We start from the raw sequence: 14,261 nt of genomic DNA, 5'->3' as shown, positions 1-14,261 counted from the left end.
GGCTGACTAGGAGTGGCTGAACGTCGCAGCCCTTTCCAAAGAGTCTCCCGCCAAATGACCCAGCAGCCCCTGTCCGGCCGCCATATCGCCGTCCTGCTTGGCGGCCCCTCGTCGGAACGCAAGGTCAGCCTGGTGTCGGGCGCCGCCTGCGCCGACGCTCTGGAGCGGCTGGGCGCCAAGGTTTCGCGCATCGATCCCGGCCCCGACGTCGCCCAGGTGCTGACGGCGACCAAGCCCGATCTCGTTTTCAACGCTCTGCACGGCGAGTGGGGCGAAGACGGCTGCGTCCAGGGCGTGCTGGAAACCCTCAAGCTGCCCTACACCCACTCGGGCGTCTTGGCCTCGGCTCTGGCGATGGATAAGGCCAAGGCCAAGGCGGTGTTGGCTGCAGCGGGCGTGGTGGTGCCGGGCGGCGGCCTGTTCAATCGTCACGACGTCGCGCGCGACCATGTGCTGCAGCCCCCCTACGTCGTGAAGCCCAACGCCGAAGGCTCGTCGGTCGGGGTGTTCATCGTCCACGAAGGCGCCAACCGGCCGCCGGAAGACCTGGCCTCGCCCGCCTGGACCTTCGGCGAGGAGGTGATGGTCGAGCCCTACATCCAAGGCCTGGAGCTGGCGGTCGCCGTTCTGGGTGAGTCAAATGGTCCCAGGGCGCTCGCGGTAACCGATATCCGTGCATCCACAGGTTTTTATGACTACGAGGCCAAGTACTCCGAAGGGGGCTCGATCCACGTTCTGCCGGCCCCAATCCCCAATGCTGTAAGGGATCGCGCGATGCGGATGGCCGAGCTGGCCCATACCGCTCTTGGTTGCCGAGGGGTAACCCGGTCGGACTTCCGTTATGACGACATTAACGACCTTCTGGTCCTTCTAGAGGTCAACACGCAGCCCGGCATGACGCCGACCTCGCTCGCTCCCGAGCAGGCCGACCACGTCGGGATCCCGTTTGACCAGTTAGTTTTGTGGATCGTGGAGGACGCTTATGCCCGCTGTAGTGCGGGGGGGACCGCCTAAGCCTAGGCGACCCCGGGCCGAAGCGCCCGTAAGTCCGAGCAAAGGCAAGCCGGCGCCCCGGAAGGCGCAGCCGGCTGCGAAGCTGCACGCCGCGCGGGGCGTGGGCCTGTCGCCCACGGTGGCCCTGACCGTGGCGGGCGCGGCCTTGGGCCTTGGCCTTGTGGTGATGCTGGCGACCGGCCACCGCGCCGAGCGTATCGGCGCGGCCATGGTCCATGGCGTCGACAACAGCTTCGCCTCCGCCGGTTTCAAGCTGAAGACGGTTCACATCCGCGGCGCCTCGGCGACGGCGCAGGCTGATATCCTCAAGGCGTCGGGCCTCTATCTCGACCAACCGACCCTGGGGATGGACCTCGCCGACATTCGGACGCGCGTTCAGGGCGTGGGCTGGGTGAAGGACGCCAAGGTCGTGCGCATGCTGCCTGACACCGTCCTGATCGCCGTCGAGGAGCGCCCTGCGCTCGCGGTCTGGCAGAACAAGGGTCGCATGAAGGTGATCGACGGCGAGGGCCAGGTCATCACCGAGGCGGATCCGGCGCGGTTCCCGCAACTGCCGCTGGTGGTGGGGCAGGGCGCCGACCAGGCCGCTGGCCTGATCCTGCCTGCGGTCGCCTCGCGGCCGCGCCTGCGCGATCGCCTGGAAGCGATGGTTCGGGTGGACGACCGTCGCTGGGATCTGCGGCTGAAGGACGGCTCGCTGATCCAGCTACCGGCGATCGACGAAGAATCCGCGCTGATTCAATTGGATCAGCTCGACCAACGGCAGCGAATCCTGGACATGGGTTTTGCGCGGATCGATCTGCGCGACCCCGAAATGGTGGCTGTGAGACCCCGCGACGCGGTGCTGCCCGGGCAGCCTGCGGCCGACGGGGCGTAAGTGACGTGATGGGCTGAGGTGGCAATAGCAATGTCGCGAATGGAGGATCGGAAACAGGCCCGTGAAGGCCTGAAGGCGACGCTCGTGCGCCAGCCCGCCATCGCGGCCGTCGATCTGGGCGCGTCGAAGGTGACGTGCTTCATCATGAAGGCCGACGGGATCCACCGGGATAACCGCACCCTGACCACGGCGGGCGTCGGCTATGTGCAGTCGCGCGGCGTGCGTGGCGGCGCGATCGTCAATCTGGACGAGGCCGCTCAAGCGATCGCCCAGGCCGTGGAGCGCGCCGAGACCGTGGCCGGAGTCCACGTGCAGGGCGTCAGCGTCTGCACCGCGGGCGGCCAGCTCGCCAGCCACCGCGTCCACACCCAGGTCTCGCTGGGCGCGCGTCCGATCGGCGACGGCGACCTGTCGCGCGCCATCGCCTCGGCCCTGGCCCAGGTCCGTATTCCGGGCCGCAAGCCGATCCACCTCCTGCCGATCGCCTGGTCGGTCGACGGCCAGCGCGGCATCCGCGACCCGCGCGCCATGTTCGGCCGCGCACTGGGTCTGGAGCTGCTGGTCGTCTCGGTGAACGAGAACATCTTCCATACGCTCGCCCACTGCGTCGAGCGCGCCCACCTGTCGTTCGAAGGCATTGTCGCCGCGCCGTTCGCCTCGGCCCTGGCGGCCCTGGAAGAGGACGAGATGGATCTGGGCGCCGTCTGCATCGACATGGGCGGCGGTTCGACCTCCGTGGCCGTGTTCAACAACGGCGCTCTCTGCCACGTCGACAGCCTGGCCGTGGGCGGCGGGCACGTGACCCAGGACATCGCGCGCGGCCTGCAGACCTCGGTGGTCGGCGCTGAGCGCATCAAGACCCTGCACGGCAGCGCCATCGCCTCGGCCAACGAGGATCGCGAGATGATCGAAGCGCCGCCGCGCGGCGACGATCCGGGCGCGGGTCCGGTGATCGCGCCCCGCAGCCTGCTCAAGGGCATCATCCAGCCGCGCGTCGAAGAAACCCTGGAACTGCTGCGCGAGCGCCTGAAGGCCTCGGGCGCCCCGGTCGAGCCCGGCGCGGGGATCGTGCTGACCGGCGGCGCCAGCCAACTGGCCGGTGTTCGCGAAGTGGCCGTGCGTGTGTTTGATCGTCCCGTTCGCCTGGGCCGCCCGCGCCGGGTGCCGCATCTGGCCGACGCCGCGTCGGGCCCCGCCTTCTGCGCCGCCGCCGGCGTGCTGCATCGCACCGCCTTTGGCCCGCGCGAGGCGGTGTCGTCCAAGGCTCTGGCCGGCGGGGGCATGGCGCGTAAGCGCCCCATTGATCCCAACGCCAGCCCGATGGCCAAGGCGGCCGCCTGGCTGCGTGACAACCTTTAAGCCGCGACAAAACCGCGCGAAGTCTTAAAGCGTGAGTAACACTACAGTTTAACTTTCAGGGCCCGGTCGAGTTTATCGACCGGGCCTTTTGCTGGCTGAAAGCCGCTGTAGACGGAGGTTTCGAGCCTCAGCGGCGTTCGGTCGCACGCGCCTGTGAATCCCCGTAGAACCTTTGGTTCATTGAGGGATTCTGTTGATAGGCCACAATTTATCCAACGGCCCCGCTCGACCAGACCACGACTCAGATTATGCAGTTAACCGCCGATTAACGATGGTGGTTGTTCTGTTAACACGATCGTCGAGGCATCCCCGGCGATTGGGTGTCGCCGAGGTCTAATTTGACGATTTCGGCGTAAGGACGCGAGGGTCCCATGGCTATTTCTCTTTCCGCGCCGCGTACGACTGAGCTGAAGCCGCGCATCGTGGTTTTCGGCGTGGGCGGCGCTGGCGGCAACGCCGTGAACAACATGATCGAGGCGGGCCTCGAGGGTGTGGAGTTCGTGGTGGCCAACACTGACGCTCAACAGCTTCAGTTCGCCAAGACGGACCGTCGCATCCAGTTGGGCGTGCAGATCACTCAAGGCCTGGGCGCTGGCGCGCACCCCGAAGTGGGCATGAGCGCGGCCGAGGAAAGCTTCCCGGAGATCGGCGAGCACCTCGACGGCGCGCACATGGTGTTCATCACCGCCGGCATGGGCGGCGGCACCGGCACCGGCGCGGCTCCGATCATCGCCAAGTGCGCCCGAGAGCGCGGCATCCTGACCGTCGGCGTCGTGACCAAGCCCTTCCACTTCGAAGGCCGTCACCGCATGCGCCTGGCCGACAGCGGCATTCAGGAGCTGCAGCGCTACGTCGACACCCTGATCGTCATTCCGAACCAGAACCTATTCCGCGTCGCCAATGAGCGCACGACCTTCGCCGAAGCCTTCGGCATGGCCGACCAGGTGCTGCACTCGGGCGTCCGCTCGATCACTGATCTGATGGTCCTGCCGGGCCTGATCAACCTCGACTTCGCCGACGTCCGCACGGTCATGACCGAGATGGGCAAGGCGATGATGGGCACCGGCGAGGGCACCGGCGAAGACCGCGCCCTGATGGCCGCGCAGAACGCCATCGCCAATCCGCTGCTGGACGAAGTCTCGCTGAAAGGCGCCAAGGCCGTGCTGGTCAACGTGACCGGCGGCATGGACATGACCCTCCTGGAGGTCGACGAGGCCGCCAACGCGATCTCCGATCAGGTCGATCCTGAAGCCAACATCATCTTCGGCGCGGCCTTCGATCCGTCGCTGGAAGGCGTGATCCGCGTGTCGGTGGTCGCCACTGGCATGGACGGCGCCTCGATCGCCCAGATCGAGCCCAAGCCTGTTTCGCGGAACACCTCCGCCGCGCCGCTGATCGCCGAGACCTCGCGTCCCGCGCCGCAGCCCGAGCCGGCCCGTCCGACGGCCCGCTACGAAGCCGCTCGCCCGGTCGAGCGTCCCGTGGCGTTCGCGCCCGAGCCGGCGCCCGAGCCCGAGATCGTGATGTCGGCCCCGCAACCAGAGCCGGAAGCCGAGCTTTACTACGACGAGCCGACTGTAGCTGAAGAACCGCGTATCGCCGCGGCTCCGGCCCGGCCGGTGAGCCGCATCGTCGATCCGCTGGTCGATGACGGCGCTGAGGAACCGCTATTCCCCGAGAGCAACTACTACGAAGAGCGTCGTCCCCAGAAGCAGGGCGGTTTCTTCTCGATGTTCGGCGGCGGACGCCAGCGTTATGAGCAACAGGCCTCCGCGCCGCAGCCGCAGGCTCGCTCGGCCCAGAGCGCCCGCCCGCAGCTGCAGCCGGTCGAAACGCCACAGGTCGATGACGCCGAGGATCTCGAGATCCCGTCTTTCCTGCGTCGCCTGGCCAACTGAAAGACTGACAAGACCTGACGAAACGCCCCGGGATGTCTCCCGGGGCGTTTTGCTTTGGGCGCTCGCCTTGCGACTCTCCCCGGGGTTGGCCACAGTTCCCGCCGCGATCGCGAAGGGGATTTAAGTTCATGCGGAAGCTTCTATTTGGCCTGTCGGCCTTGGCCCTCGTTGCGACGAGCGCATCCGCCCAGGATCCTGGTCCCGCAGCGCCCGTCCAGTACGACGTCGCTTTCCCCAACGCAGCGCATCGCGAAGCGAAGATCACGGCGACGTTCCGCAAGGTTCCCAAGGGAGCGCTGAAGCTGCGCATGTCGCGCTCTTCGCCAGGGCGCTATGCGATCCATGAGTTCGCCAAGAACGTCTATCAGGTCACCGCCGTCGACGGCGCGGGCAAGCCGCTGACCGTCGATCGCACCGATCCCTACGGTTGGGCGGTGTCCGGCCACGATGGCACGGTCAGGGTCACCTACACGCTCTACGCCGATCGCGGCGACGGCACCTACTCGCAGATCGACAATACCCACGCCCACCTCAACATGCCGGCGACCTTCCTGTGGGCGGCGGGCTATGACGACAAGCCGATCCGCATTCGCTTCGAACGGGCCGATCCCAGTTGGAAGATCGCCACCCAGCTGCCCCGGGTGACCGGCCAGCCCGACAGCTTCTGGGCGCCGAACCTGCAGTACTTCATGGACAGCCCCACCGAGCTCAGCGCCATGACGGTGCGCGAGTGGACGGTGACCGATCAGGGGCGCGACTACACCTTCCGTCTGGCCCTGCATGATCCCGGCACGCCCGAGGACGCCGACATCTTCGCCGCGAAGTTGAAGGCCATCGTGCCCGAGCACATCAAGGTGTTCGGCGAGCTGCCCAAGTTCGACTACGGCGAATACACCTTCATCGCCGACTACATGCCGCAGATCACGGGCGACGGCATGGAGCATCGCAACTCCACCTTCATCAGCCAGCCGCGGTCGCTGTTCCGGGGCAATTTCAGCCAGCTGGGCACGGCCAGCCACGAGCTGTTCCACGCCTGGAACGTGGAGCGAATCCGTCCGGCCGAACTGGAGCCGTTCGACTTCACCAAGGCCAACCCGACCCCGTCGCTGTGGCTGGCCGAGGGCTTCACCCAATACTACGGCCCGCTGCTGATCCGTCGGGCGGGGCAGTCGACGACGGATGAGTTCCTCTCCGGTCTATCCAGTACGCTGAACGGCGTCGTCACCGGTCCGGGCCGGCTCTACGGCTCGCCCCAGGAGATGAGCCTGCGCGCGCCGTTCGTCGACGCGGCCGCCGCTCTGGACCCGGTCAATCCGAACATCTTCACCTCGTACTATCCGTACGGCGCGGTGATTGGCCTGGCCTTGGATCTGCAGATGCGCGGCCGCGATAAGCCGCTCAGCCTCGATGACTTCATGAAGCAGATGTGGCGCGCCCACGGCGTCACTGAGAAGCCCTACACGCCCGCTGATATCCGCGCCGCCTTGGCCAAGACGACCGGCGATCAGGCCTTCGCCGACGCTTTCTTCAAGGCCAGCATCGAAGGTTCGGCCCTGCCGGACTTCGCGCCTCTGCTGGAGCAGGCGGGGCTGAAGCTGCGCCAGAAGGCCCCGAAGAAGGCTTGGCTGGGCGCCTCGCGCGTCAAGGTTAGCGGGACGGAGCTGCTGCTGGACGCGCCGCCTGCGCCCAACAGCCCGCTCTACGGCGCCGGGGTCGAGGTCGGCGATCGGATCGTCAGCATCGGCCGCTTCGTGTTCGCCAATGAGGGCGACTGGACCGATGCGCTGGATCGCCTGAAGCCCGGCGACGCGACGAGCGTGAAGTTCATTCAGCGCGGCCAGGTCCGCGAGGCGCCGCTTACGATCGCCGCCGACCCGACGCTTGAGATCGTGCGCTTCGAGAAGGCCGATCTGAAGCCTACCGACGCCCAATTGACGTTCCGCAAGGCCTGGCTTGGCGCAGAGGCTGAAGCCTCGAAGTAGAAGCAGAAGCCGGGCGGGGTTCGGCGACGACCCGCCCGGCAAGATCGCTTAGTTGAACGCCGCTGACCGGGCGCGGGCGGCCCGGAATGCGCCGGTCACGCCGAAGTAGGCGCAGCCTGCAAGCAGGACGATGGTCGTGGCCACGCTGGCTTCCGGTCCAAACGCGCCGCCCGTCAGCCACCAGGGCGCGCCCTCCTTGGGGGCGAGGTCGACGACGAGGCTCTGCACCGCGATCCGGCCGCCGCTGACCTCCAGGCCAAAGCCGACGCCCAGCAGCCAGTTCCAGGCCGTGTGCCAGGCGCAGACGCCCCACAGAGATCCTTCCTTGATCGCGTAGAGGCTGATCATCACGCCGAACAGAACCAGGTTGACCAACGCCAGCGCCAGGTCCTTCGACGGTGCGATATTGCCGCCATGCATGATGGCGAATAGGGCGCTGTTGATGACGATGGCGGCGATCAATCCGTGGCGCGAGGCGACCAGCTGCATCAGCCAGCCCCGCATCAGGAGTTCTTCGGTTCCTCCCTGGATCACAAAGCCCGCGAACAGCGCCAGGATGGGCAGGAACAGGATGGGCGAGGGCGCGGCCCACACGCCAAACCCTTCGACGCGGTAGCCGCCGGCCGCCCAGATCAGGCCGACGACACCGAACAGGAAGCCGGCCCCAACCAGCAGGCCGCGGCCATAACGCCGAGCAAAGTCGCCATTGAAGCCAAGCACCTTGGGTGAGCGGCGTTCGAACAGCCAAACCCAGGCCAGCAGGATCAGGGCGGTGAAACCAAAGCCCAGCAATTGGATCACCAGCGGCGGCCACTGGCTCTCGAGGTCTGCCTGATGGAAGCCCATCGGCTTCAGAACGCCGAAGACCGTGGCCAGTTGGCCTACGATGAAGAAGACAATGATCAGCGGAATGGCCGCCGCAGTCCAAGTGCGGCGATGCTTGGGCTGTTTGGGCCCGTAGAGTTCGACGTTCTTCAAGGTGAGCCCCCGCTCAGGTGATGCGCAGCGCTGCTGTTTAGCGCCTTGATCGCGCTAGTTACGCAGAACGTGACGGCTGGGAACTTAATTATCGCTCATGAAGTTCGTCGCCTGTGCGCAGCATCGGGCCAGGTGGCTCAGGCGGCGAGGTCGATCTGGACGAGGGGCCGATCGCCGGCCGTGACGCTCGCGCGACGGCGCACCTCGGCCTTCAAGGGCAAAAGAAAGCTTCCAGATCGCGTATCCGGAAACACAGAGGTGTCCCAGCTGACGCCCGCGATCTCGGCGCGCACCCGCAGGGATCCAAAGCCGACGCGCTGGCCGCTGAGGGCGCGAAGGCCTTGAGCGACCTCGATTGGCAGCGTGACGAAGAACCATCCGCCGGCGCCGCTGGATCGCCAGATCTCGGCTTCGAAGTCGTAACGCATCTCGTCCTTCCGCAGCTCAGCGGAAGATGGAGGGCGGCGCGCCAGGGGCTGTCAGCATCCGGCGCGCCGCCGTCCGTTTAGTCGATCTTGACGAAGGGCGTGCCGCCGCTGGTCACCTTGGGCATCTCGCCGTTCCACTTTTCGATGGCCAACTGCTGCAGCACCTGCGGGTTGGCGCGCAGGGCTTCGCCCTTGATGCGGATGGCTTCGGCCTCGCCGCGCGCCTTGGCGACGGCGGCGTTGGCTAGGGCGGTTTCCTTGGCTTCCAGCGCCTTGGCGGCCAGGGCCTCCTGCTCCAGCTGGGTTTTGGCCTGCATCTGCTGGATGATCGCCTGCGGGTAGCGGATCGAGCCGATCCAGTCGAGCTGACTGATGTTGACGCCGTGGCGCGCCCACTTGCCGGCGACCCGGGCGTAGGCGCGCTGGATCACCATCTGGCGGCCGCCGCTGTAGAGCGTCTCGACCCCGACCTTTTCAGCCTCGGCGGCGACGGCCGAACGCACGTCGTTGCGGATCGGGCCGTCCAGCAACTGGTCAAACGACAGGCGGTAGGTCTGGTAGAGGTTCGGCGCCGAGGCCGGGTTCACCTGCAGGGTCACCGAGATGTCCGCCGTCATCGGCAGGCCGGTGTTATCCGAGAAGGTGATCTCCTCGTTCTCGTTGCCACGCTCGTCGGCTTCACGGGTGTAGCCGTAGGTGCGCTGGATCACCGGATACTGGATGATCCGCTCGCCAACGCCGCGCAGGTACCAGCGGGCGGGCAGGGGCTCGGGATCGACGCCGGCGGACGAGCCCAGGGTGCGAATCTTCACGCCAACATTGCCCGGCTCGACCGTCGAGCTCTGGGTGACGACGACGCAGGAGCTCAGCAGCAGCAGAACGACGCCGACGCTGATGGCGACCGCTTGCTTGCCCTTGCTCTGGAAGGGCGACTTGAACGGTGGCTTGCTGCTGCTTGGGGGGATGGCGAATGGGCTCTCGGGCATGCGGGGGTCCTCGCGCTGAAAATACTCAGGATGGTAGAGCGGGAAGCGCGGCCGCGCGCAAGCGGCGTCTCCCCCACAGCCACCAAATCGGCTAGCTTGTCATGAAATGCCAATTTCATGCGGAAACCGGTCACGATGAAGCTGACGCGCGCCGATCGGAAGATTCTTCAGATCCTCCAGGAGGACGGCAAGATCTCGAACGTTGACCTGGCCGAACGGGTGGGGCTGTCACCCAGCCCGTGTCTGCGGCGGGTCAAGCAACTAGAGGCTTCGGGTCTGATCCGCGGCTATGTGGCGCTGCTGGATCGCCGCAAGGCCAAGCTGGATGTGCTCGCCTATGTCGAGGTGCAGGTCGACCGGCACAGCGAGGAGGCGGCCGAGGCCTTCCAGCAGGCGGTTCTGCGCGAGCCGGAGGTCGTCGGTTGTTACGCGATGACGGGGGGCTACGACTATCTGCTGCGCGTGGTGGTGCCCAGCCTCGACGCCTATGCCGACTTCACCATGAAGCGCCTGCTGAAGATGCCGGCCGTCAAGGACGTCCGCTCCTCGTTCGTGCTCGACACCATCAAGGATCAGACGGCGCTGCCGCTTGATTATGTCGCCTGATCACTCACTGCGCTAATTGATCCAGATCATTGGCATATCGTGACCGTTATGGCCTAATTTGTGGTCATAATCGCCACGTTCTGTCTCGGCTTTCGCGATAAGCTGCCGCCCTCATCTCGTTGGAGCGCGGCTGCATGCTGGTTCTCGATCGCAAGCCCCTGACGCCCGCCTGGGCCTCGCCGATGCGCCAGGCGCTGGAGGGGGTGCAAGGCTACAAGGCCGGCATGACCCTGGCCGAGGCCGCACGCCGCACGGGCCTGACCGCCTTCTCCAAGCTGGCCAGCAACGAGAACCTGCTGGGTCCCAGCCCCAAGGTCGCCGAGGCGGTGATGGCGGCGATGGCCGAGCCGCACATCTATCCCGACCCCCACAGCGACGTCCTGCGCGCGGCGATCGGCGAACGGCTGGGCGTCTCGCCGGCCCGTCTGGTGATCTCGCCGGGGTCGGAAGCGCTGATCGACTACGTGTTCCGCGCGGTGCTTCACCCGGGCGACTCGATCCTGCTGTCGAGCCCGACCTTCCCGACCTACGAGATCTTCGGCCGCTGCGCCGAGGCGCGGATCATCGACGTGCCGCGTCTGGCCAATTTCGACATGGACGTGCCGGCCGTCTGCGCCGCCGCCGCCCAAGGCCCCAAGCTGCTGGTCCTGTGCACGCCCAACAATCCGACGGGCAACGCCCTGAAGGCGGCGGACTTCCAGGCGATCCTGGCCGCCACCCCGCGCTCGACCGTCGTGTTCGTCGACGAGGCATATCGCGAGTACCACGAGGCCTTCGACACCTTCGCCCTGCTGGACGCCTGGGGCGGTCCGTGGGTGTCGGCGCGCACTTTCTCGAAGGCCTATGGGTTGGCCGGCCTGCGGATGGGCTATGGCGTCGCGTCTTCGCCCGAGCTGGTCGAATATCTCGACCGCATTCGCCCGCCGTTCAACGTCACCGCCGTCAGCCAGGCCGCCGCCCTGGCCGCCTGGGAGGACCAGGACTACCTTAAGCGTACGGTCGCCCAGACCATCGCCGAGCGCGGCCGGGTCGAGGCGGTGCTGGACGACATGGGCGTCGAGCACACCGAAAGCCACGCCAATTTCGTGTTCCTGCGCTCGCCGGCGGGCCCGGACGCCACCGCCGCGCATTTGTTGCACCAGGGCCTCATCATCCGGCCGACGCCCGTCGCCGGCGGCTGGGTCCGGATCACCATCGGCCGCCCGGCCGACAACGACGCCTTGATCGCCGCCCTGCCGGCGGCCCTTTCGCTCTAAGAACACACGGAGACGCCTGCATGACCCTCGTCACCGACCAGAACCCCCTGGGCCTCGACGGCTTCGAGTTCGTCGAGTTCACCAGCCCTGATCCGGCGGCCATGAAGGCCCTGATCGAGCAACTGGGCTTCGTCGCCGCCAGCAAGCACCCGACCAAGGCCGCGACCCGCTACAAGCAAGGCCGCGTGAACCTGATCGTCAACGAGGAGACGACCGGTCAGGTCGCCGACTTCCGCGCCGACCACGGGCCGTCGGCCAACGGCATGGCCTTCCGCGTCGAGAACGCCGAGCAGGCCTATGCCGACGCGATCAAGCGCGGCGCCAAGGCCGCCGATGCTTCGCGCTCGCTGCTGGGCGCGGACGCCAAGGTGCTGGAAGGGATCGGCGGCAGCTTGCTCTATCTCGTCGACCGCTATGGCGATGCGGGCACGATCTATGACGCCTGGGAGCAGGTTCCGGGCGCGGCTCTGGCCGAGGCCAAGAACAATGTCGGCCTCGATCTGCTCGACCACCTGACCCACAACGTCAAGCGTGGCCAGATGCGCACCTGGTCGACCTTCTACAACCAGATTTTCGGCTTCGAAGAGCAGAAGTACTTCGACATCAAGGGTCAGGCCACGGGCCTGTTCAGCCAAGCGATGATTGCGCCTGACAAGGCCATCCGCATCCCGCTGAACGAGAGCCAGGACGACAAGAGCCAGATCGAGGAGTTCATCCGCCAGTACAACGGCGAGGGCATCCAGCACCTGGCGATGACGACGGACAATATCTACGAGACCGTCGAAAAGCTGCGCGCACGCGGCGTGAAGCTGCAGGACACCATCGAGACCTATTACGAGCTGGTCGACAAGCGCGTCCCCGGCCACGGCGAGGACCTGGAGCGTCTGCGCAAGAACCGCATCCTGATCGACGGCAATGTCGGCGAGGAAGGTCTTCTGCTGCAGATCTTCACCGAGAACCTGTTTGGCCCGATCTTTTTCGAGATCATCCAGCGCAAGGGCAATGAAGGCTTCGGCAACGGCAACTTCCAGGCCCTGTTCGAGAGCATCGAACTGGACCAGATCCGCCGCGGCGTGATCACGGTCGACGCGTAGAGACTTTACCTGGAGTGCGTCATGGCGTGTGATCGCGCCATGACGAGCCGGGTAGATATTCGTGACACTGAGCACGGTGTGATGCTGTCCAGCATGGACGCCGAGCTAATTGATCTCTTGGAAGATTTCCTAACCGAGGAGTGCTTCGTCTACTTCAGTGTGCGGTTCGAGCCGGAGCCCGCCTTGCTCTTTGGGCAAACGAGCTCTGTGTCGAAGGTGGAGGCTCTCTACGAGCGCTTCATCGCGTTTGAAGCGGCGAAGGCGACTTAGTTTCCGATCTCCCCGGCGAATGCCGGGGCCCAGGTGAAGCCTACGAACCGCCCGGATGAATCTGGGTCCCGGCATTCGCCGGGAAAGTCGGGGTAGGGGAGGACGCACGTGACCAGCACTGACGCGCTCAAGTACCAAACCGGCTTCGGCTCCTATTTCGAAACCGAGGCGCATCCCGGCGCACTGCCGATCGGGCGCAACTCGCCGCAGAAGGTTCCGTTCGGCCTCTATGCTGAGCAGTTGTCGGGCTCGGCCTTTACTGCTCCGCGTCATGAGAACCGCCGCACGTGGCTCTACCGCCTGCGGCCCAGCGCCGGCCACGGGGCCTATCAGCCCTATGCGCAGGACACGCTGGTTTCGGCCTTTCCGGGTCCCGCCACGCCGAACCGCCTGCGCTGGAGCCCGCTGGAGATCCCGGCCGCGCCGACCGACTTTGTCGATGGTCTCGTGAGTCTCGCCGGCAACGCCGACGCCGCGACTCTGGGGGGCATTGCCGCCCACGTCTATCTGGCCAACGTCTCGATGAAGCACCGGGTGTTCTACAACGCCGACGGCGAGATGCTGATCGTGCCGCAGATGGGCGCGCTGACCCTGGTCACCGAGATGGGCGTGCTGAAGGCGGGCCCCGGCCACATCGCGGTGATCCCGCGCGGCGTGCGCTTCCGGGTCGAGGTCGAGGGACCCTCGCGCGGCTATGTCTGCGAGAACTATGGCGCAGCCTTCCGCCTGCCAGAGCTGGGCCCGATCGGCGCCAACGGCCTGGCCAATCCACGCGACTTCGAAGCGCCGGTGGCGGCCTTCGAGGACGTCGATGCGCCGACCGAGGTGATCCAGAAATTCCAGGGCGCGCTGTGGGCCGCGACCTGGGATCACAGCCCGCTGGACGTGGTGGCCTGGCACGGCAACCTGACGCCCTTTCGCTACGACCTTTCGCGGTTCAACACGATCAACACGGTCAGCTACGATCACCCCGATCCGTCGATCTTCACGGTCCTGACCTCGCCCAGCGACACGCCGGGGACGGCCAACTGCGACTTCGTGATCTTCCCGCCGCGCTGGATGGTCGCGGAGGACACGTTCCGCCCGCCGTGGTTCCACCGCAACGTGATGAGCGAGTTCATGGGGCTGATCCACGGCGCCTATGACGCCAAGGAGGGCGGCTTTGTTCCGGGCGGCGCCAGCTTGCACAACTGCATGAGCGACCACGGTCCCGACGTCGCCAGCCACAAGAAGGCGACCGAGGCTGTCCTGGCCCCGCATAAGATCGACGGGACCATGGCGTTCATGTTCGAGAGCCGCTGGGTGTTCCGCCCGACGGCTCTGGCGATGGCGTCTTCGGCGCTCCAGTCCGATTACGACGCCTGCTGGGCTGGCTTCCCCAAGGCCCGCCTGTCCTGATCCAAATTCTGTTCGCGATCTCCCGTAAGGACGCGCGCGGGCCTCGATCCGGCTTGCGCGCGGTCCAGCGATGTGGGGGGATGGCTGAAAATTCCAAGTCCCGGAGGAAAACCGA

14 protein-coding genes are annotated in these 14,261 nt (G+C 66.3%); 11 read left to right on the top strand and 3 right to left on the bottom strand.

The window, feature by feature from the left end; translation table 11 throughout:
- Positions 1-54 precede the first annotated feature (54 nt).
- The 6 genes from ACT53N_RS18110 to ACT53N_RS18085 all read left to right on the top strand — a co-directional run bounded on the left by ACT53N_RS18110 (position 55) and on the right by ACT53N_RS18085 (position 7,130).
- On the top strand, positions 55-1,014 hold the full coding sequence (locus ACT53N_RS18110) for a D-alanine--D-alanine ligase (protein WP_476065186.1): 960 nt from the start codon (positions 55-57) through the stop codon (positions 1,012-1,014).
- Positions 983-1,891: a cell division protein FtsQ gene (ftsQ, locus tag ACT53N_RS18105; RefSeq protein WP_476065185.1), complete on the top strand. Its 909-nt coding sequence runs from the start codon at positions 983-985 to the stop codon at positions 1,889-1,891. The genes ACT53N_RS18110 and ftsQ overlap by 32 nt, the downstream gene beginning before the upstream one ends.
- A gap of 30 nt (positions 1,892-1,921) precedes the next feature.
- Complete coding sequence (gene ftsA, locus ACT53N_RS18100; protein WP_476065184.1) at positions 1,922-3,250, top strand: cell division protein FtsA; 1,329 nt, start codon at positions 1,922-1,924, stop codon at positions 3,248-3,250.
- Positions 3,251-3,521: 271 nt separating this feature from the next.
- Positions 3,522-3,587, top strand: a complete 66-nt coding sequence (locus tag ACT53N_RS18095) for a hypothetical protein (protein WP_024265820.1) — start codon at positions 3,522-3,524, stop codon at positions 3,585-3,587.
- Between the two features lie 34 nt (positions 3,588-3,621).
- Positions 3,622-5,148: a cell division protein FtsZ gene (ftsZ, locus tag ACT53N_RS18090; RefSeq protein WP_476065183.1), complete on the top strand. Its 1,527-nt coding sequence runs from the start codon at positions 3,622-3,624 to the stop codon at positions 5,146-5,148.
- A gap of 128 nt (positions 5,149-5,276) precedes the next feature.
- Entirely contained in the window at positions 5,277-7,130 is a 1,854-nt protein-coding gene (locus ACT53N_RS18085; RefSeq protein WP_476065182.1) for a M61 family metallopeptidase, read from the top strand.
- A 48-nt stretch (positions 7,131-7,178) separates the two neighbouring features.
- Here ACT53N_RS18085 and ACT53N_RS18080 read toward each other — a convergent pair whose 3' ends face one another.
- The 3 genes from ACT53N_RS18080 to ACT53N_RS18070 all read right to left on the bottom strand — a co-directional run bounded on the left by ACT53N_RS18080 (position 7,179) and on the right by ACT53N_RS18070 (position 9,522).
- The gene (locus tag ACT53N_RS18080) at positions 7,179-8,108 is read right to left on the bottom strand and encodes a lysostaphin resistance A-like protein (protein WP_476065181.1); all 930 of its coding nucleotides are present in this window, start codon (positions 8,106-8,108) and stop codon (positions 7,179-7,181) included.
- A 137-nt stretch (positions 8,109-8,245) separates the two neighbouring features.
- Positions 8,246-8,536 carry a DUF1905 domain-containing protein gene (locus ACT53N_RS18075; protein ID WP_476065180.1) on the bottom strand — a complete coding sequence of 97 codons (291 nt, stop codon included), beginning with the start codon at positions 8,534-8,536 and terminating at the stop codon, positions 8,246-8,248.
- Between the two features lie 77 nt (positions 8,537-8,613).
- On the bottom strand, positions 8,614-9,522 hold the full coding sequence (locus tag ACT53N_RS18070; protein ID WP_476065179.1) for an SPFH domain-containing protein: 909 nt from the start codon (positions 9,520-9,522) through the stop codon (positions 8,614-8,616).
- Positions 9,523-9,657: 135 nt separating this feature from the next.
- On the opposite strand from ACT53N_RS18070, the gene ACT53N_RS18065 reads away from it, so the two are divergent.
- The 5 genes from ACT53N_RS18065 to hmgA all read left to right on the top strand — a co-directional run bounded on the left by ACT53N_RS18065 (position 9,658) and on the right by hmgA (position 14,146).
- A complete protein-coding gene (locus ACT53N_RS18065; RefSeq protein ID WP_012640520.1) occupies positions 9,658-10,128 on the top strand; it encodes an Lrp/AsnC family transcriptional regulator in 471 nt (156 codons plus the stop codon).
- A gap of 119 nt (positions 10,129-10,247) precedes the next feature.
- Positions 10,248-11,384 (top strand): histidinol-phosphate transaminase, encoded by a 1,137-nt coding sequence (gene hisC / locus ACT53N_RS18060; protein ID WP_476065178.1) that lies wholly within the window; start codon positions 10,248-10,250, stop codon positions 11,382-11,384.
- Positions 11,385-11,404: 20 nt separating this feature from the next.
- Entirely contained in the window at positions 11,405-12,478 is a 1,074-nt protein-coding gene (gene hppD, locus ACT53N_RS18055) for a 4-hydroxyphenylpyruvate dioxygenase (protein WP_476065177.1), read from the top strand.
- Positions 12,479-12,499: 21 nt separating this feature from the next.
- A complete protein-coding gene (locus ACT53N_RS18050; RefSeq protein ID WP_476065176.1) occupies positions 12,500-12,748 on the top strand; it encodes a hypothetical protein in 249 nt (82 codons plus the stop codon).
- A gap of 108 nt (positions 12,749-12,856) precedes the next feature.
- Positions 12,857-14,146 (top strand): homogentisate 1,2-dioxygenase, encoded by a 1,290-nt coding sequence (hmgA, locus tag ACT53N_RS18045; protein WP_476065175.1) that lies wholly within the window; start codon positions 12,857-12,859, stop codon positions 14,144-14,146.
- Positions 14,147-14,261: the final 115 nt, after the last annotated feature.

The organism is Caulobacter sp. DMC95, from assembly GCF_056313785.1.
The sequence above is the reverse complement of the archived record's forward strand: the minus strand, read 5'-3'. Positions and strand labels throughout refer to the sequence as shown.